The organism is Halobacillus sp. SY10, from assembly GCF_045401165.1.
GTDB classification, from domain to species: domain Bacteria; phylum Bacillota; class Bacilli; order Bacillales; family Halobacillaceae; genus Halobacillus; species Halobacillus aidingensis.
The window spans coordinates 988972-1006425 of record NZ_CP174345.1 but is presented as its reverse complement, the minus strand read 5'-3'; the positions used below and the strand labels follow the sequence as shown (position 1 = coordinate 1006425).

Annotated in this window: 21 protein-coding genes; 11 read left to right on the top strand and 10 right to left on the bottom strand. The window is 43.0% G+C overall.

Features of this window, described 5'->3' with window-relative positions:
• Positions 1–49: 49 nt before the first annotated feature.
• From ACJA3J_RS05065 to ACJA3J_RS05055, 3 genes are all read right to left on the bottom strand, one after another.
• Positions 50–577: a DUF402 domain-containing protein gene (locus ACJA3J_RS05065; protein ID WP_089653788.1), complete on the bottom strand. Its 528-nt coding sequence runs from the start codon at positions 575–577 to the stop codon at positions 50–52.
• A 799-nt stretch (positions 578–1376) separates the two neighbouring features.
• Positions 1377–1553, bottom strand: a complete 177-nt coding sequence (locus tag ACJA3J_RS05060) for a gamma-type small acid-soluble spore protein (RefSeq protein WP_089653790.1) — start codon at positions 1551–1553, stop codon at positions 1377–1379.
• A 100-nt stretch (positions 1554–1653) separates the two neighbouring features.
• Positions 1654–2703: a LysM peptidoglycan-binding domain-containing protein gene (locus tag ACJA3J_RS05055; protein ID WP_406945684.1), complete on the bottom strand. Its 1050-nt coding sequence runs from the start codon at positions 2701–2703 to the stop codon at positions 1654–1656.
• A 265-nt stretch (positions 2704–2968) separates the two neighbouring features.
• Here ACJA3J_RS05055 and ACJA3J_RS05050 point away from each other — a divergent pair, with 265 nt between their 5' ends.
• Complete coding sequence (locus tag ACJA3J_RS05050; protein WP_089653794.1) at positions 2969–3193, top strand: cytosolic protein; 225 nt, start codon at positions 2969–2971, stop codon at positions 3191–3193.
• Here the strand turns inward: ACJA3J_RS05050 and mutY are convergent.
• Positions 3183–4271: an A/G-specific adenine glycosylase gene (gene mutY / locus ACJA3J_RS05045; protein ID WP_406945683.1), complete on the bottom strand. Its 1089-nt coding sequence runs from the start codon at positions 4269–4271 to the stop codon at positions 3183–3185. The two genes, ACJA3J_RS05050 and mutY, sit on opposite strands and share 11 nt — an antisense overlap.
• Before the next feature lie 64 nt (positions 4272–4335).
• Here mutY and ACJA3J_RS05040 point away from each other — a divergent pair, with 64 nt between their 5' ends.
• Positions 4336–5325 carry a metal-dependent hydrolase gene (locus ACJA3J_RS05040; RefSeq protein WP_406945682.1) on the top strand — a complete coding sequence of 330 codons (990 nt, stop codon included), beginning with the start codon at positions 4336–4338 and terminating at the stop codon, positions 5323–5325.
• Positions 5326–5401: 76 nt separating this feature from the next.
• On the opposite strand, the gene ACJA3J_RS05035 is transcribed toward ACJA3J_RS05040, so the two are convergent.
• Positions 5402–5668, bottom strand: coding sequence for a YfhJ family protein (locus ACJA3J_RS05035; protein WP_089653800.1), 267 nt, complete (start codon positions 5666–5668; stop codon positions 5402–5404).
• Between the two features lie 108 nt (positions 5669–5776).
• Between ACJA3J_RS05035 and sspK the strand changes: the two genes are divergently transcribed.
• Both sspK and ACJA3J_RS05025 read left to right on the top strand, forming a co-directional pair.
• The gene (gene sspK, locus ACJA3J_RS05030; RefSeq protein ID WP_370632777.1) at positions 5777–5953 is read left to right on the top strand and encodes a small acid-soluble spore protein K; all 177 of its coding nucleotides are present in this window, start codon (positions 5777–5779) and stop codon (positions 5951–5953) included.
• Positions 5946–6089, top strand: coding sequence for a YpzG family protein (locus ACJA3J_RS05025; RefSeq protein WP_115824006.1), 144 nt, complete (start codon positions 5946–5948; stop codon positions 6087–6089). The genes sspK and ACJA3J_RS05025 overlap by 8 nt, the downstream gene beginning before the upstream one ends.
• Before the next feature lie 34 nt (positions 6090–6123).
• On the opposite strand, the gene ACJA3J_RS05020 is transcribed toward ACJA3J_RS05025, so the two are convergent.
• Positions 6124–6465 carry a YfhH family protein gene (locus tag ACJA3J_RS05020; RefSeq protein ID WP_089653805.1) on the bottom strand — a complete coding sequence of 114 codons (342 nt, stop codon included), beginning with the start codon at positions 6463–6465 and terminating at the stop codon, positions 6124–6126.
• A gap of 91 nt (positions 6466–6556) precedes the next feature.
• On the opposite strand from ACJA3J_RS05020, the gene ACJA3J_RS05015 reads away from it, so the two are divergent.
• On the top strand, positions 6557–7216 hold the full coding sequence (locus tag ACJA3J_RS05015; RefSeq protein WP_089653806.1) for an SDR family oxidoreductase: 660 nt from the start codon (positions 6557–6559) through the stop codon (positions 7214–7216).
• A gap of 160 nt (positions 7217–7376) precedes the next feature.
• Here ACJA3J_RS05015 and ACJA3J_RS05010 read toward each other — a convergent pair whose 3' ends face one another.
• From ACJA3J_RS05010 to glcT, 3 genes are all read right to left on the bottom strand, one after another.
• Positions 7377–7643: a phosphocarrier protein HPr gene (locus ACJA3J_RS05010; protein ID WP_089653809.1), complete on the bottom strand. Its 267-nt coding sequence runs from the start codon at positions 7641–7643 to the stop codon at positions 7377–7379.
• A 15-nt stretch (positions 7644–7658) separates the two neighbouring features.
• A complete protein-coding gene (ptsG, locus tag ACJA3J_RS05005; RefSeq protein WP_406945681.1) occupies positions 7659–9695 on the bottom strand; it encodes a glucose-specific PTS transporter subunit IIBC in 2037 nt (678 codons plus the stop codon).
• Between the two features lie 273 nt (positions 9696–9968).
• Entirely contained in the window at positions 9969–10811 is an 843-nt protein-coding gene (gene glcT / locus ACJA3J_RS05000) for a glucose PTS transporter transcription antiterminator GlcT (RefSeq protein ID WP_089653813.1), read from the bottom strand.
• Between the two features lie 188 nt (positions 10812–10999).
• Here glcT and ACJA3J_RS04995 point away from each other — a divergent pair, with 188 nt between their 5' ends.
• A complete protein-coding gene (locus ACJA3J_RS04995) occupies positions 11000–11818 on the top strand; it encodes an HAD family hydrolase (protein ID WP_089653815.1) in 819 nt (272 codons plus the stop codon).
• A 21-nt stretch (positions 11819–11839) separates the two neighbouring features.
• Here ACJA3J_RS04995 and recX read toward each other — a convergent pair whose 3' ends face one another.
• Positions 11840–12652 carry a recombination regulator RecX gene (gene recX, locus ACJA3J_RS04990; protein ID WP_089653816.1) on the bottom strand — a complete coding sequence of 271 codons (813 nt, stop codon included), beginning with the start codon at positions 12650–12652 and terminating at the stop codon, positions 11840–11842.
• A gap of 110 nt (positions 12653–12762) precedes the next feature.
• Here recX and ACJA3J_RS04985 point away from each other — a divergent pair, with 110 nt between their 5' ends.
• From ACJA3J_RS04985 to ACJA3J_RS04965, 5 genes are all read left to right on the top strand, one after another.
• Complete coding sequence (locus ACJA3J_RS04985; RefSeq protein WP_406945680.1) at positions 12763–13668, top strand: TIGR01777 family oxidoreductase; 906 nt, start codon at positions 12763–12765, stop codon at positions 13666–13668.
• Between the two features lie 98 nt (positions 13669–13766).
• Positions 13767–14888 carry an amidohydrolase gene (locus tag ACJA3J_RS04980; RefSeq protein ID WP_406946274.1) on the top strand — a complete coding sequence of 374 codons (1122 nt, stop codon included), beginning with the start codon at positions 13767–13769 and terminating at the stop codon, positions 14886–14888.
• A 218-nt stretch (positions 14889–15106) separates the two neighbouring features.
• Positions 15107–15907: a DUF4397 domain-containing protein gene (locus tag ACJA3J_RS04975; protein ID WP_115824013.1), complete on the top strand. Its 801-nt coding sequence runs from the start codon at positions 15107–15109 to the stop codon at positions 15905–15907.
• 2 nt (positions 15908–15909) lie between these two features.
• Positions 15910–16590, top strand: a complete 681-nt coding sequence (locus ACJA3J_RS04970; RefSeq protein WP_089653823.1) for a class F sortase — start codon at positions 15910–15912, stop codon at positions 16588–16590.
• A 274-nt stretch (positions 16591–16864) separates the two neighbouring features.
• On the top strand, positions 16865–17413 hold the full coding sequence (locus tag ACJA3J_RS04965) for a GNAT family N-acetyltransferase (RefSeq protein ID WP_089653825.1): 549 nt from the start codon (positions 16865–16867) through the stop codon (positions 17411–17413).
• Positions 17414–17454: the final 41 nt, after the last annotated feature.

Below are 17454 nucleotides of genomic sequence, written 5' to 3'. Positions count from 1 at the left end.
CCATTCAAACAACAACGAAGCGCACTTTTTATAAGTGCGCAATCGGTCATTATCTATACGTTAAGTACCTTTCATACCACTGATCGATGAATTCTGGAGAAAACGGTCCTTTACGCTGACGAATCCATCTGATTAAAATATCAATGTTGTTATAGAGGATGCGATCCAACACATGAGGATAGTTCATCCGTTTTTTATGAATTTCATATTCATCTTCATCGAGTATTTTATAGGTCATATCAGGGAAAATTTTCACATCAAGGTCATAATCAATATATTTAATGGTTTCATCTTCATAAACGAAGGGAGAACTAATATTGCAGTAGTAATATACTCCATCATTCCTTAACATACCGATAATGTTGAACCAATATTTAGAGTGAAAATAACAGATGGCCGGTTCTCTGGTGATCCATCTTCTGCCATCACTTTCTGTTACTTCCGTACGGTCATTGGCACCGATGATCACATGTCTTGTCCCTTTCAATATTGTGGTACTATCCCAAACTCGGTGTAACTGCCCATTGTGCTTATAGCTCTGGATTTCTATCCGTTTACCTGCTTCTGGGCCGGGCATACAATCCCCCCTTCCCTTTCTATTCCATTTCACCTTCTACCTATTATAACGACAAATGAAGTGGATTGAAAACAATTGGACCAGAGCCAAGAGTATCACGAACAAAACATCCCCATTCTTCCACAATAGCTCCCTATTCTGGAAGACTCAGTTTCGAGACTTTTGGTGAGTGGATAGGGGCTGCGGGGAATAGCTCGCTTTCCGCGGGAGCGCGGTGAGCCTCCTCGGACTGCGTCCTGTGGGGTCTCACCATGCACTTTTTTCCCGCAGGAGTCTCGCCATTCCCCTCCGCCCCTTTGCCATATAAGGATCTCGAAACCACATCTGGAATAAGCTGCTATTATGCACATGGTAATTGGAGGGGAATCAACTCCCAAGGACGCTATTACGTATGCTAAAAGGTTGTTATAGTGCGCTTTATGCTTAAAACACCAGGATAGTGGAAGGCACCCTCTCACAGTGAAGGGGTTCGTTTCCTCCTGCATCGAACGGGGTGGTTGAGAAGCTGCGAGACTCCCGTGGGAGAAGGAGAAAGGCGAGATCCCGCAGGACGTAGTCCGAGGAAGCTCGGCGCTCCCCCACAGGAAAGCGAGTTGCTTCCCAGCCACCCCCACCGCTCAATACGGCAAACGAAACCCGAAACATCTCGAAATCAAGTCTTCAAGAAACCTGCCATATTGTTGAATAACATTATAAAGATATGTAAATAAAAGAAGCCGCCCGCTAAAGGGGCGACTTCTTCAATCGGGGGATTGATACAGGCTAAAAGGCAGCCTGGCCAACCTACCAACGACTCAGGTTATTTTTTCTTAGCCTGAGATTTTTGGTTCTGCTGCTGTACGTGCTGAGCGTCAGTTTGTTGAGCGAATTCAGCACCGTATTGGGATTTCCCTTGTGCAGCTTGTTGGTTTTGTTGTTTCACGTGGTTAACGTCTGTACCAGCTGCTGTTTTGTTTTGTTTCGGTTGCTTAGCCATGTTTATCACCTCCGCAAAAATTATTGTGCACAGGAGATGGGATTTTCATTCAAAAATCTTCTCAAAAAATAAACCGCTCCTTAAAAAGAGCGGTTTTGGATTAATGGGATAATCTTTTCGTACCGATATAACGTTGACTCCAGTAGTTACTGGACAATGAACTAATCTCAACACCATTTGTAGATCCAGTGTGGATGAAACTGTTATTACCTACATAAATCCCGGCATGGGAAGCACCTGGCTTATAAGTTTCAAAAAACACAAGATCTCCAACCTGACGATTTGAACCACTTACAGAATCCATTCTGCTATCTGCATATATAGATGCAACGGTACGTGGGATGCTTAAGCCTTCCTGAGCAAACACGTATTGAAGGAAACCACTGCAATCGAATCCTGCCGGGCTTGTACCTCCCCACTGATATGGTGTGCCTATATGCTTTTTCGCTTCCGCTATAAGACCAGAGCTTGACGCGGTGTTATTGTTCGTAGAAGTTTGCGTCGGTGAAGGAGTGACTTCACCGGCCACTTTTAACTTTTGCCCTGAATGAATAACATTACTGGATAGGTCATTCAAGTTCTTAAGATGAGAGACAGAAATTCCGTATTTAGTAGCAATCACCCATAAGGAATCTCCACTCTTTACCGTATATGTATCATTTGTTTCTTGTTTTGGCTCAGCCTTCTGTTCCTCGGACGTTCCTTTTTTAACAGGAGCGGATGGTTTTGGACTCACTTCTCCTGTGACGGTTAAATTTTGCCCCGAATAAATCACGTTACTTGTCAATCCATTCAACTCTTTCAGTTCTGACACCGACAAACCATAACGTTTAGCAATGGCCCATAGAGAATCTCCACTCTGCACTTTATAAGTAGTGGCTGAAACGGTTTCTGTCTTTTCTGGCTGTGTTTGTGGTGCAGCATCAGTCCCCTTTTCGACGACCAAGGTCTGTCCTACACGGATAAGATTTGAATCAAGTTTGTTCCATGATTTGATTTCGGAAACGGATGCATCGTATTTCGTGCTGATCCTCCATAATGTTTCCCCGGATTTGACTTTATGTAATTCATCAGCAAAAACGGAACTCCCCCACAATGACGCTCCAATCAAAGACCCACAGACAGCGGTTACCACTTTCGTTTTATTCATCTATAAAACCCTCTCATATGTATGGTATAAGTCAAAATGGATAATCGTTATGTTCTATTACTAATTATTCACAAATGACACCGAATTGTAAATAGTCTAAAACTTCGCCAAACGAGGTCATTTTTTGTCTTATCCTTGTCACATAAAGGATTGGATGGTTACGTTACATTTAAGTTACAAGTTTGTTACGTTTTATTAGGTGACTTTTTACATGTATGAGGAGGTCAGATGTACATAAAGTATCTAAGAAGGAGGATGAAATGGTATGTATGTAGGACGAGATTTATCCGCTTTATCTATGGAACCGAAACAAAAGTGGCAGGAAAAAGAGCTTGGTTACTTTCACTATGCACTTTCACAGTCTTCTCCGTATTTGAACTCGGAAGGAATCACCCTTTTACGTGAAATCAATGAAGAAATTAAGCGCCGCGGCGGCTTGGAGCAGCAAGAAGCTACTTGGACCAGCGGCACTCATCCTGTCATCGATTAATATGAGGGTGTGCTTTCTGATGGGACACCGGAAATGGATAGTCTTCCATGTCTTCAGGTGCAATGAATATTGCACGCTCATGGTCAAGCGTTCCTTCTTTTACAGTAACCTTGATGACTTCCATTTCCCATATCAAATGAGAAAATACGTGTTTGATGCGATCCACAGATTCCCCAACTTCCACCTTCAAACCATATTCACCATAAAACCAATTTGCAACCGCTTCATGACCTACGTCTTCAAGAGGAACCATCGGGTACTGCCATAAGGAAGCGAGCAGACCTGTGTCCGGTCTTTGCTCTATAAGTACATCTCCCTTTTCGTTTTGCACGAGAAGCAGTAAATATGGAGATTTCTTCTGTTTCTTTTTAGAAGCTTTAACCGGCAGCTCTGTTTCCACTCCTTCATCAAAGGCTCTACAGTGCTCTTGGACTGGACATAGCATACAGGAAGGGGTTTTGGGTGTACAGACAAGGGCCCCAAGTTCCATCAATCCCTGATTAAAAGAAGAGGGATCCTCATCAGATATCAATTCTTTTACAAGCCCTTCAAAAAGCTTCCTCGTACTTTGTTTGCTAATGTCATCTTCAACACGAAGAATTCTGGATAGGACCCTCATCACATTCCCATCCACAGCCGGTTCCGGTATATCATAGGCTATACTTAAAATAGCCCCTCGCGTATAGGGTCCTACGCCTTTAAGGTTGCCTAATTCTTCAGCATCAGCGGGAACGACTCCCTCGTACTCAGATACAACCTCTCTCACAGCGTTTTGCAAATTTCGCGCACGGGAATAGTATCCTAAGCCCTCCCACGCTTTCAAGACCTCCTGTTCATCTGCCTGGGCTAAAGCGTCAGGTGTAGGAAACTTATCCATAAAATGATTAAAATAGGGAATGACCGTATCAACACGTGTTTGTTGGAGCATAATTTCTGATACCCACACACGGTAAGGATCTTGATTTTCCCTCCATGGGAGAATCCGCTGCTCTTCTTTAAACCAATGAATCAGATCCTTTCTGTAGGATTCCTTGTCGAAGTTATTTAAAATATGTTTAATTCTTTCGGCTCTTTTCATCTTTCTTCACCCTTCGTGATAAACTACTGTTGGAATGTCCGACCTGCCAAAGGAGGTATGGAACTTGGATACAGGCACACATGTCGTCATGGGCGTCGCCTTAGGGGGACTGGCTACGCTTGATCCTGTTGTTAATGCAGACCCCGATCTTTTCAATGCTGTTCTAATAGGAACAATGATCGGATCACAGGCGCCCGACTCAGACACGGTACTAAAATTAAGGAACAATGCGGTCTACATTCGGCACCACCGCGGCATCACACATTCCATTCCTGCTGTGATGCTCTGGGGGATCAGCATTCCCAGCATCATTTATCTGTTCACTCCTGAGGTGAATTTTCTGCACCTTTGGCTTTGGACTTTTCTTGCTGTCATACTGCATGTGTTCGTTGATGTATTTAATGCTTATGGTACCCAAGCGTATCGCCCTATTTCCAAAAGATGGGTCGCTTATGGGTTCATTAATACATTCGATCCGTATATTTTCACCCTTCACATTGCAGGGATTGTCGCATGGAACTTAGGGGCAAACCCCGGAACTTTATGGCTGATCATATATTTTGTCATCGCACTCTATTACCTGAAAAGGTACTTTGACAAAAGAGAACTTGTTCGTCTGATTCATGAAAACATCAAGGATGTTAAACAAATTGCGACCTCCCCTACAATGAAGCAAAATGTTTGGAGGATTGCCATCACTACGCCTACTCATTATTACGTGGGAAGGGCGGAAAACGGACATTTAACTATCCTTGATACATTCACCAATAAACCAATCGATTATGAAGATCCCGTCATTCAAAAAGCTTTGACCGATCATAACATCAAAGCCTTTTTATCATTTTCTCCCGTGTACAGGTACGAGATGAGCTACTATGATGAATATACAGAAGTAAGGTTCATTGATCTTCGGTATCGCTCACGGGGACGTTACCCGTTTGTTGCATTGGCTCAAATTGATGATGAGCATGGAGACAATTTAAAAATTCTCAATTCCTATACAGGATGGGTGTTTACAGAAGAAAAACTTCAAAACAAAGTAAGCCCCATGTGAACGTATTGTAAGCGGGAGGAAAACATAAAGAAGGAGTCTCTCAAGATGAGAGGCTCCTTTTCAAATCCTGTGCTTTTTAATGGAAATACCCTTTTTTCTCAAGCATCTTTTTGTATTTGGGATTTGTAGCGACAAACTCATGAAGCTTCGGGCCATAATGGTGGATCCACTGCACGACAATCTGTTCAGTCACCTGTTTCCCTTGGTAATCATGCCCAGCTTTTGCTCTTGTTGATTCAAAATCTTCCCATAAAAGTTCCACCCATGTTCTTGCTTCGTCTATCGTAAGTTCCGGATTCTTCTCATATAATTTTTCAGCTAAACGCTGGTATATTTCATTCATGTGACCACTCCATATTTGGCAATGTTTACACTGCAATTGTAACACATACAGACGCAAAGAAGGTACATACTAATATTGTCTCTTCATTGAGACTCCTGAGGAGGGTAACTGATGCGTAATAAGGCAAAGAATTTCCCTAATGTAAAAATGACGCATGCACCGGATGATCAAAGCGAATATCTCGCGAAGCGTCCAGACGGTACGATCAATAGCAAACCTCAAGAGAGAGCGGCTAGATCGAGACATCGTGATGTCAACGATGTAGGGAGGAATTACCATGGGTAAACGTAATTTCAAATCGAAGGCCTCTGCCAACTATTCACACCGCAGCATCAAACATTTAAGCAGCCGTGTGAATGGGGAAACAGAACAAACGCAAGCAGACCAAATCACTGAAATCCAAATGCGTAAACGTAACTAAAAATACCGGGCACGTGTATACGTGCCCGGCTTCTTTAAATGTCGTCCAATTTGTGCCCTAACATAGAAATCGGCAAAGCTTCTTCGTCGTCGCTTGCTTTCTCCCCCTGTTTAGTTTTCCTGTATCCCCATGCAAACACGCCGTTCATATATTCAATATAAAACGTGTGCTCCGGATCTCCATCAATTTCGTAGGTTTCCCCAGCTTTAAAATCACCCGGGTTCATCATATAGGATTTAGCCATAATGATTTTCCGTTCATGAACAGCAAATTCGTTTACCATTCCTAATTGTTCCGCCTTTTGAGCTTTTTCAGTCAACTCCGCAATTTCAAGGCGCAACTCTTCTTGTGTATATTCACTATATCTTTTTTCCATAAAGTAAACCTCCTCTATTGAAGCTCTCTTTACATTCTAGCAGGGTTTGTTCACAATGAATATAAAGCAATACAGATAAGGAGAGATGAGGATGAAGAATGTTTGGATTACAGGAGCCGGAACAGGCTTGGGACGTGCTCTTGCCCTGATTTACGCAAAGAACGATTATAAGGTATTCCTTTCAGGAAGAACGGCTGAGCATTTACAGGTCACTCAAAACGATATTATAAAACAAGGCGGAAAAGCAGAGGTTCTCATTTGTGATGTGACGGAGCAATCATCAATAAAAGAAGCTGTTAAACAGATCGATTCCTTACATGTATTGATCAACAACGCTGGTCTTGGACATTTCGGGGAGCTATCCTCCTATACCGAAGAAAAGATAGATCAACTTCTCAACACAAACGTCAAAGGGACCATGTTGACCACCCAACTTGCATTTCCGATGTTAGAATCCACAGAGGGTCGTGTATTGAACATCATCTCAACCGCCGGCCTACGCGGAAAGAAGAATGAAAGCATCTACTGTGCAAGTAAATTTGCTGTACGCGGATTTACTGAGAGCCTGCACAAAGAATGGGAAGACTCACCTATGACAGCGACTGCCATATACATGGGGGGTATGAACACTCCATTTTGGAACGAGACGGAGCATGTGGCAAATCCAGATAAGTTAAAAGGTCCAGAACTTGTGGCTGAACAAATCTTTGCAGAGGATGACGGTCGAAACGAAATTTTCATCGATCGCTAATCGTAAAAAGAGAACAATTGCTTTTAAATATGAAACGAGCGCCTATTTGGACCGGTACACGCGTTCTTTAGCGCGGTCCACCCGTCCTTTGGCGCGATCTCAATACGTACATAAAAAAGGCTTGCCGCAACGGCAAGCCCTTTTTTTATGATCAGTGAGATTACTCTCCAAGACCTTCTTCTTTTGCTTTTGCTACAACAGCTTCTACAGCTTCCGCTTCGTCAGAACCTTCCGCCTTGAACGTTACTTCTGCACCGTTCGGGATTCCTAGAGACATGACGCCCATGATGGACTTCATGTTTACAGATTTACCTTTATACTCGATGTTTACATCGGATTGGTATTTCCCTGCTACTTGTACAAGTGCTGTTGCTGGACGTGCGTGTACACCGTCAGCTGCTGTAATTTTCATTGTTTGTTCTGCCATGTTAAACTCTCCTCTTTATTCGTTAATTTCAATGATGTCTGGATCATTGTGATTGACTTGACCTGATGCCTTGATGTTTACAGACTGTCCTTCTTGAAGGTTCGTAAAGACAATCGGCGTTACGATGGATGGAGCATTTTCTTTCACGTAATCCAGGTCCACTTCCATCAATGCCTGACCTTGCTTCACTTCGTCTCCTTCAGAGATCTTAGCTGTAAATCCTTCCCCTTTTAATCCGACCGTATCGATTCCGATGTGGATCAGGATTTCCATGCCGTTTTCGGCTTCAAGGCCAATGGCATGTTTTGTAGGGAATACGTTCAGGACTTTACCATTAATCGGTGAAACAATATTACCATCTTCCGGCTCAATTGCAAAGCCATCGCCCATCATCTTACCAGAGAATACTTGATCCGGCACTTCTGTGATTGGCATGATCTTACCTTTGATAGGACTTACAAATTCCAGATCACCATCAGTGACCGGCGCTTCTGCAGCTTTTTCTGCGTTCTTCATTTCAGAAGCATCTTCTCTTGATTTTGGTGTTTTCCCATCAATGATGTCTTGCATTTGGCCACGCAAGGTATCGGATACTGGTCCGAAAATGGCCTGGATGTTGTTACCGACTTCCATTACACCGGAAGCACCAAGTTTTTTCAAGCGATTTTTGTTTACATCATTTTTATCATTCACGGAAACACGTAGTCGAGTGATACATGCATCCAAGTGGGCGATATTCTTTTGTCCACCCATCGCTTCTAGAATTTCGAACGGCAGATCGCCGACTTCGCCATCTTCATCTGCATCTTCTGCTTCATCTTCACGTCCAGGTGTCGCCAGGTTGAACTTGAGGATTGCCCAACGGAAACCAAAGTAGTAGATCACAGAGAATACGAGACCAACGATGATGACCCACCACCAGTCGGTACGGTTTGGAAGAACACCGAACAGAATGAAGTCAATCAGACCACCTGAGAAGGTTTGTCCAATTTTAACGCCAAGAATCTCCATTACCATGAAGGAGAAACCAGCAAATACAGCGTGAATCGCGAACAATAGTGGCGCAACGAATAGGAAAGAGAACTCAATTGGTTCTGTGATACCTGTCAAGAAAGAAGTCAAGGCTGCAGAAGCCATGATTCCTCCGACCACTTTTTTACGTTCAGGTTTTGCTGTGTGATAAATCGCAAGTGCAGCAGCTGGAAGACCGAACATCATGAATGGGAATTTACCAACCATGAATGTTCCTGCAGTAAATTCAACACCGTCTCTCAACTGTTCGAAGAAGATCGTTTGGTCTCCTCGGACAATCTCACCGGCAGCGTTCGTGTAAGAACCGAATTCAAACCAGAATGGTGAATAGAAAATGTGATGCAGGCCGAATGGAATCAAGGAACGCTCAATCAACCCGAAGAAGAAAGCAGAAACGGTCTGGTTCCCCTCCAACATTAAGTGTGAAAGAGCATTCAATCCTGTTTGAGCAAATGGCCATACCCACAGCATGATAATCCCTAAGAAAAGGGATGAAAAAGCGGTGATGATTGGTACGAAACGCTTCCCGGCAAAGAACCCGAGAAACTGCGGTAATTCAATATTGAAGAACCGGTTATAAAGAGCAGCGGCCAAAATACCAACGATGATACCGCCAAATACTCCTGTTTGAAGCGTCGGTATACCGAGGACTTCCGCATAAGCAGGATCAGAGGTCATATCGGCATCAACATTACCGAGTACCCCCATAACCACATTCATGATCAAATAACCGATGATGGCAGCAAGACCTGCTACCCCATCCCCTTTTGCTAAGCCGATGGCAACACCGACAGCGAATAACAACGGCAAGTTGTCAAATACAATTCCTCCGGCTTCAGCCATTACTTGCAGCAGTGTCTGAACCCAAGGTGTTCCGAAGAATGGCACTTTATCAACAAAGTTGTCTTGAGCAAAGCTTGTACCAAAAGCAAGAAGAATACCAGCCGCAGGCAAAAGTGCGACAGGAGTCATCAAGGCTTTACCAACTTTTTGCAGTGTGCCGAAAGCATTCTTGAACATTATGTTTTCCTCCTTTTTATTTTGTGACGCAAGCCTCTGGCCCCATAAAATCCATTTGTCAGAAAAATAAAACGTTTTCAACAACAAAGGAACATTAAGCGTCCTATTGAGGACGCCGATTATGGATAATAGCTCGTCCCACTATTCACCAGCAGGACAATAAAAAAACATGAGCACAAGAGGTGAATGGGTTCCATAAGGATAGTCCTATCCCTATGATAACCACTTCACCTTCATGTACTCATGCCTGATCGTGTCAGTAACACGTACGTTTTAGGTTTTATGGGTTAAACGCTGCAAATGGATCGTCAAATAAATCGCTTCCGACTCATCCACAGGCTTATTCAGTTGCTTTTGCATCACTTTTATCAATTTCCATGCTAAATTATAGCACACAGGATATTCTTCTTTCAACATATTAGCCAAACGAATTTCGTCTCCCACGTGTTCATCTTGATAAACCCGGTCGATGGCCCTGTGCAAATGCTGAACAAGTCTGTGGTAGTCCACACTCTTTTTATCAATTTGAACGTCCATCGTATCCTCAACAAGCTGCACAAGATGTGTGATGAGCTGGTTATGGCGGTTGAGTTCCCTTAATGTCTTGTCCGTTACCGCACTGTGAATATGAAGAGCGATGAACCCTACCTCTCCTTCTGGAAACTGGATGCCCATTTTATCGTAAATCATCGTCACGACTTCCATCGCAATTTGATATTCCTTCGGATAAAGGGATTCAATTTCAAGTAAGAATGGATTCGAGAACTGAAGGTCCTTTTTTGCTCGATTGATTGCAAATGCAAGGTGATCCGTCAGCGCGACGTGAATATGTTGGTTGAGCTCTTGTCCCATTCGCGATTCGACGTGATGGAGGATATCACTCATGAAGTCAATCAAATTCTCGTCGATGTACGGCAATAAACTCATATACTGTTCTTTTTCCTGTTCATTACTCAGTAAAAATGTCTTGTCGGCTTTTTCGGAAGAAATTTCGTCTCCCTTCTTCCGGTTAAAACCGATTCCTTTCCCAATTAATACCACTTCTTCATAAGTTGGGTGGGAAGCAATGACTACATTATTATTGAGCACTTTTTTTATCTTTATCTGCTTTTCCATAATGGTCCCCCACTTAAATTACACTAAAAGCGTTTTCAGTCATCTCATAACCTCTATCCTATATTTGATTTGTTTTTTTTACAAGTGGAAGGCTAAGGAATAAGCTTTCCTCTTTGTGTGAAAGCGATTACGTCGTGTACAATCATTTAGGTGCTGGGAAAAGCCCCGCAGAGAAAGGAGACGAAACAATGATCAAACTATTTGTCACAGACCTGGACGGTACCCTTCTTGGTGTCGATCATTATATTAAAAACGAAGATATTGATGCATTGAAACGAATGGTGGAAGATGGTCCCCCTCTTGCTGTCGCCTCCGGACGTATGGACCATGAAATTGCAGAGGTTCTAAAGCGTGTAGGTGTAAACGGTCATCGCGTCAGTCAAAATGGAGCTTTTGTATTCAACGATGAAGATACACCAATTCATGCCAAAACGTTTGAATCAGAACTTGCCCAACGAATCATTCAGACCATCGACCAAGAACCGATGATTAAAACAGTTTCTACAGCAGATGAAACGTTCACGAAAGAATCGAACGCTTTTGTGGATATGATTTCTGAACAGATGTTTCACGAGATCATCGTCAAACCTGAATTGAATGAACAGGTCGGCCAAACGATTATCCCTTCAAAAATTGCGTTGCACGGGAAAGAAGCCGATGTCATGAAAGCTGCCGAAAGGATTAAAGAGACATTCGGAGAAGAAATTGACAGTTTCATTTCTCATGAAACATGTGTCGATATGATGCCTAAATCGATCAACAAACAAAGCGGACTCAGGCAGTTAATTGAAGGCCTCGGCATTCAACCCGAAGAAATCGCTTGTGTCGGAGATTCTTTCAATGACTTGAGCATGTTTGAAATGACCCCTCACAGCTATGCCATGTCAACAGCTCATGATCAGGTGAAGGAAAAAGCAAGTACAGTTGTCGATCATGTGCATGAGGCGATTGAGGACTTGGATAAAAAAGGACTTTTGAGTAAAAAAGAACAAGCGGCTGACATTTAAGTCAGACGGCTTGTTCTTTTTTTATTCCTTCACATACTCATCGATAAAACGATCAATAAGATCGAATGTAAAACCTTTCCTGTATAAACCGGATTTGACTTTCTGCTTCAATTCATACCCTTCAGCTTTGGACTTAAATTTGCGAAGTAGCTTTTCCCCCTGATAAATGACTGCTTCCCATTCTGTGTCTTCATCCTCATCTTCCGGCAAGTTAGCAAGGACTTCTTGAATGACGTCTCCCTGAAATCCTTTTTGCATCAGCGTCTGTTGTACATTTTGAACTTGCTGACGATAAGATTTCCGGCCATCGTTCTTCAATTTCTTTTCCGCAAATTTCAACGCTTTATCATATTGCTTATCAAAAGAGTAATGAGTGATGGCTTCATCCGCTTTCACAGCAGAAACCCCTTTTTCCAGCAATTCCTTTTTCAAAAGAAGCGGCCCTTTGCTGGAAGTCATGATTCTTGTTCTCACCAGGGAATTTGCGAACTCCTGATCATCCAACAATCGTTCTTTGTTCAACCGTGAAACGATTTCTTCGATATGCTCCGGGTCCGTCTCTTTGTCTTTCAAATAATCACGGATCTCTTTTTCCGAACGCATGCGATAGCTTAAATAATTGATCGCAAGGGTATAAGATTTATGAAGCGTATCGGTCTGAATCAGTGCGTTGATTAAAGCATCATCAAGTTCCATGTTCTTCTGGAGACGATATTTCACGAGAACGTCTTCATCAACACTGAACCCGTACTCTTCTCCATTTCCTTTATCCAGGAAGATATTGTATCGATTCTTATGTTTTTTCTGTGTCGTAATTTTCGTAAGTTTAGCCATCCGCTTCACCTCTTTGACCATATTTTATCATGGAATTCGGCTTGCGTATCGTCAAACCGAACCAAATGGAGTAAACTATTGACAACCTCACACTCACAGGAGGAATGAACATGAAAATCGCCATCACAGGAGGTACTGGTTTTGTTGGTACCCAATTGAAAGAGAAGTTCGTACAAGAAGGGCATGACGTGTACATATTGACACGAAGTCCGAAGAAGTACAAAGGCACGAATCAAGTGACTTATGTCGGTTGGTTGAAAGAGGAATTCCATCCAGAAAAAGAACTTCCTGTTCTTGATGCCATTGTGAATTTAGCAGGGGAATCATTGAACAGTGGCCGTTGGACAGAGGAAAGAAAGCAGTCCATTTTAGAAAGTCGAATCAAATCGACAGAGGGCGTATTATACTTGATCGATGCACTGCCAGAAAAGCCGGAAGTGCTCGTTAACGCCTCCGCTGTAGGATATTACGGACAATCAAAAACCAAGACATTCACAGAAGAAACAACCGAACCCGGGAATGATTTTCTAGCCAATGTTGTGGAGGAATGGGAAGCTCGCGCTTCACAAGCAGCCGAAAAAGGGGTTCGGACAGTCTATGTCCGCTTCGGCATTATTTTAGGAGAAGAAGGAGCTCTTCCTAAAATGACCCTCCCCTATAAAATGATGATCGGTGGTAATTTAGGTTCAGGAGAGCAATGGATGTCCTGGGTCCATATCGATGATGTGATCGGGCTTGTTCATTTCGCAATCCAAAACAAAGATATTCACGGCCCTTTAAACGGAACAGCCCCCAACCCGAAAAGAAACAAAGATTTCGGCCAAACCCTTGGGGATGTATTGAATCGCCCCCATTGGATTCCGGCTCCCTCCTTTGCTCTGAAAGCTGCACTAGGAGATATGAGTACACTTCTATTAGATGGACAATGTGTCATTCCAAAAAAAGCGATGGCCTCTGGGTACACGTTTCACTACCCAGAATTACAAGCTGCACTCTCATCCGTTTTAAATAAGTAAACTTGCAATGAGCAAAGCTAAGCTTTGCTCATTTTTGTTATCCAAAAGGCTTTTTTAAAGTATAATAATGGTATATCGAAGGGAAAGGCTGTATGTCTATGAACACTGTTATAAAAAATGTCCATATCCACCCCATTACATCTCCTTCTATAAAAAATGGATATGTCCATGTGGTTGACGGAAAAATACACGATTACGGTAAAAACATCGAGTTACCGAAGCAAGCAGAATTTATCGATGGCAAAGGGTTGGATTTATACCCGGGATTCGTTGATGTCCACACCCACCTCGGCCTTTATGATGAGGGAACGGGCTGGGCTGGCAGTGATGCAAATGAAACGATTGAGGCCGTAACCCCACACCTGAGAGCAATCGACGGGGCCCACCCTCTTGACCCTGCATTTTTTAACGCGAGGAAAGCGGGCGTTACCACAGCCCATATCATGCCCGGGAGCGCAAATATGATCGGTGGTACGACCTCTGTTATCAAAACGGTAGGACATACGATTAATCATATGATTCTCAGACAGACGGCAGGCCTAAAACTTGCTTTAGGAGAAAACCCTAAACGAATCCACTCCCAGTCTAAAAATGCTTCCATCACTCGACTAGGCATTATGGGGACCTTAAGGGAGACCTTTTATGCAGCTATGAAAGATCCCGATCCCGGCCTTCGTGTAAAACCGATTCTCATGGCATTGAACAAAGAGATTCCTGTTAGAATTCATGCCCATAGAGCGGATGACATCATTACAGCCTTACGGTTTGCAGACGAGTTCGACCTCGATTTGAGAATCGAACATTGCACGGAAGGACATTTGATTGCGGATCAACTAGCAGGTAGAGAATTACAAGTCTCTGTCGGCCCCACTTTTACGAGATCATCTAAGATCGAGCTTAGAAATAAAACTTGGCAGACATATAAAATTTTGCATGATCACGGAATCCGCGTGTCGATTACAACTGACCACCCTTATACACCGATACAATACTTAAACATTTGTGCAGCACTCGCTGCTAGAGAAGGTCTGGACATCGAGGACGCTCTTCGCGGGATCACGATCACCCCCGCTAAGAACCTTGGTGTCGATGACCGGGTCGGTTCGATTGAAAAAGGGAAAGACGCTGATCTCGTATTATGGAGCGGGCATCCATTCGAGTATCTTTCTAAACCCATATGGACGATGATTGACGGAAAAATGGTATATTTCCAAGAATAGTGAAGCACTCTAACACCGGAAGGATTTTCCGGTGTTTTTCTATGTTCCCAAAAAACATATTGAGCATAGCCAAAGGTTTGAAAGTTGTACAAAGGGTGTATATGATTGATATACAAAACTTGCACAAGAGTTTCATAACGCATTGTGAAAACCCCCATTGTAGAAATTGCCGGTCTAACGCTCGGCAATGGATATAAAAAATTTTAAGGAGTGGGAACATGAAAAAATTGTTTTCGTCATTAGCTGTTGTTGTATTGATCTTGGGAATCTTCGCACCTTCTGTGTTGGCTGACAGTCACGATCAGAACGCCATGCTACGCGTTCTACACGCATCCCCTGACGCCCCTGCTGTTGATGTCTACTTGAATGATGAAGCTGTTGTTGAAGGTGCTGAATTCAAAGCTGCTACTGATTACATGGAAGTGCCGGCCGGCGAACATACCGTAGAAATTTATGCAGCTGGAACAAAAGGTGAACAAGATCCTGTCATTTCTACCACAGTGAATGTAGAGGCAGGTATGGCTTATACAGCTGCAGCGATTGATAACTTAGAAAACATTCAATTGAAGGCCATCCAAGATTCTATGGAAGCAACTGAAGGTATGGCCAAAGTCCGTGTCGGTCACTTTATTCCTGGTGCACCAGCCGTTGATGTAGGTCCAATTGGTGGAGATGCTTTATTCTCCGGTGCAGAATTCCCAATGGTCACCGATTATATGGAAATTGATCCAGGTTCCTACGACCTTGAAGTACGTACAACAGATGGAACACAGTTGATTGATCTTTCAGGTACAAACCTTGAAGCAGGAAAAGTTTACAGTGCTTTCGCTGTTGGAACAGCTGATAACCCAGAAGTATTGCTTCTCCAAGACTCTGCCGCTATGCCGACAATGATGCCTGCTACTGGTTTAGGTGGAACAGCTGACTCCTCATCGAATGCTTGGATGTATGCTGCTCTTCTAGGTGTACTAGCCATGGGTGCTGGCTTTATGCTGACACGTAAACGCTCAGAAGCCTAAAAATGGTAAGAAAACTTTTCCCTTTAGCCCTGGGTCTCCTCGTATTTTTCATCAGTTTCCAATGGCTGAATGAAGAACCTGTAGAGGACCCCAGGGTTCTTTCTACATCTGAAACAACACGCACCCAAGGTGTAGAAGTTAAAAAGGAATCTATAGTCACGGACCAATTAGAGAAGGCACCAGTTAAACAAAATTACAAGCCTGCTGTTCATGCGTCTTCCGAACAATATGGCATCACACCTGACCGGATTGAAATTCCTACGATAGACGTGGATGCCTCGATTCAAGCTCTTGGTTATACACCGGATGGCGGTATGGCGGTTCCAAAAAGCTTGACTGATGTCGGATGGTTTGAACCAGGGACGATGCCTGGAAATCAGGGGAACTCTGTCATTGCAGGACATGTGGATGGAAATAGCGGACCAGCCGTTTTTTATGACCTTAAGGATTTAAGTCCAGGTGATGAAATTCATGTGTACGATGAAAACACCAAGTTGACGTTTGAAGTAAGCAGAATCGAATCTTATCCCTATAAAAATGCTCCCATCAGGGAAATTTTCGGTCCCACAAACACACGCAATTTGAACCTCATCACATGTACAGGGCCTTATGATGATGAAGCTTCTACTTATTCAGAACGATTAGCTGTATTTACTGTTTTAACAGATCGACAGGAACTTTAAAAATTAGTAAAAAAATCCACGTCCATTTTACAAAGATTTTATTCACTTTTTTGATGGAGTGGATTATTATAAGTTTAGATGATATTTTATAAGCTTTTGGTGTAGGGAAGGCAAATGGTGCGCCACCAGTCATGACACTGGTTCTAGTGGGTTCGATTCCCACCCCGAATTTTTGTGAGCAATTGATAAAAATTCGAGGGTGGTCCGAACCGGCCAGTGAACGCCTATTTCCTATGCGTTCGGACCACCCTCCTCATTCAAGGAGGGATTTTTTATGCTAAAAAAGCGTGACTTACATGACGCCCCGGTTTTATTTGAGTTGATGAGCCATCCTGAAGTGTTTCCTTACGTCCGTCACAAAGCATCTTCCAGTGACGAGTTTTACTTTTTGACCAAACAAACCATAGAAGCTGAAGATCGGGGGGAATTGGTTTCACGTACCATCCTTGATGAGTGGGGGCAGCCCATTGGAACCATCAACCTATTCGATATACAGGAAAGCAAAGGCTTTTTAGCTACATGGATCGGTCAGCCTTATTTCGGCAAAGGATACAATCAAATGGCCAAGGAAGCGTTCTTTGAGGAATTGTTTTTCCAATTGAATATAGAAGCTATTTTTATGAAAATCAGACGTACCAACGTCCGTTCGATGAAAGCTGCTCTTAAAATTCCCTATGTATCCATTGGAAACGAGGCTTATCCTGAAGTGTTTTCTTGGATCAACCGCACAGATGATGTCTATGACCTGTATGTCATTACAAAAGATCAATATTTGTTTCATTACTACGGAGAGCAAAATGAAGAAGAAATGTTGGAAGCATAAGCAGTGCTTATGCTTCTTTTCTTTTTATGTTATTAACATTA

What these genes read in the sequence shown, in the direction of transcription:
- ACJA3J_RS04975 (WP_115824013.1), top strand. Translation starts at nt 15,107, where the DNA reads ATGAAAAAATTGTTTTCGTCATTAGCTGTTGTTGTATTGATCTTGGGA.
- ACJA3J_RS05035 (WP_089653800.1), bottom strand. Translation starts at nt 5,668, where the DNA reads ATGAATGAAATATACCAGCGTTTAGCTGAAAAATTATATGAGAAGAAT.
- ACJA3J_RS05020 (WP_089653805.1), bottom strand. Translation starts at nt 6,465, where the DNA reads ATGGAAAAAAGATATAGTGAATATACACAAGAAGAGTTGCGCCTTGAA.
- ACJA3J_RS04995 (WP_089653815.1), top strand. Translation starts at nt 11,000, where the DNA reads ATGATCAAACTATTTGTCACAGACCTGGACGGTACCCTTCTTGGTGTC.
- mutY (WP_406945683.1), bottom strand. Translation starts at nt 4,271, where the DNA reads ATGAAAAGAGCCGAAAGAATTAAACATATTTTAAATAACTTCGACAAG.
- ACJA3J_RS04985 (WP_406945680.1), top strand. Translation starts at nt 12,763, where the DNA reads ATGAAAATCGCCATCACAGGAGGTACTGGTTTTGTTGGTACCCAATTG.
- glcT (WP_089653813.1), bottom strand. Translation starts at nt 10,811, where the DNA reads ATGGAAAAGCAGATAAAGATAAAAAAAGTGCTCAATAATAATGTAGTC.
- ACJA3J_RS04970 (WP_089653823.1), top strand. Translation starts at nt 15,910, where the DNA reads ATGGTAAGAAAACTTTTCCCTTTAGCCCTGGGTCTCCTCGTATTTTTC.
- ACJA3J_RS05065 (WP_089653788.1), bottom strand. Translation starts at nt 577, where the DNA reads ATGCCCGGCCCAGAAGCAGGTAAACGGATAGAAATCCAGAGCTATAAG.
- ACJA3J_RS05010 (WP_089653809.1), bottom strand. Translation starts at nt 7,643, where the DNA reads ATGGCAGAACAAACAATGAAAATTACAGCAGCTGACGGTGTACACGCA.
- ACJA3J_RS05015 (WP_089653806.1), top strand. Translation starts at nt 6,557, where the DNA reads ATGAAGAATGTTTGGATTACAGGAGCCGGAACAGGCTTGGGACGTGCT.
- recX (WP_089653816.1), bottom strand. Translation starts at nt 12,652, where the DNA reads ATGGCTAAACTTACGAAAATTACGACACAGAAAAAACATAAGAATCGA.
- ACJA3J_RS05025 (WP_115824006.1), top strand. Translation starts at nt 5,946, where the DNA reads ATGGGTAAACGTAATTTCAAATCGAAGGCCTCTGCCAACTATTCACAC.
- ACJA3J_RS05060 (WP_089653790.1), bottom strand. Translation starts at nt 1,553, where the DNA reads ATGGCTAAGCAACCGAAACAAAACAAAACAGCAGCTGGTACAGACGTT.
- ACJA3J_RS04965 (WP_089653825.1), top strand. Translation starts at nt 16,865, where the DNA reads ATGCTAAAAAAGCGTGACTTACATGACGCCCCGGTTTTATTTGAGTTG.
- ACJA3J_RS04980 (WP_406946274.1), top strand. Translation starts at nt 13,767, where the DNA reads ATGAACACTGTTATAAAAAATGTCCATATCCACCCCATTACATCTCCT.
- ptsG (WP_406945681.1), bottom strand. Translation starts at nt 9,695, where the DNA reads ATGTTCAAGAATGCTTTCGGCACACTGCAAAAAGTTGGTAAAGCCTTG.
- ACJA3J_RS05050 (WP_089653794.1), top strand. Translation starts at nt 2,969, where the DNA reads ATGTATGTAGGACGAGATTTATCCGCTTTATCTATGGAACCGAAACAA.
- ACJA3J_RS05055 (WP_406945684.1), bottom strand. Translation starts at nt 2,703, where the DNA reads ATGAATAAAACGAAAGTGGTAACCGCTGTCTGTGGGTCTTTGATTGGA.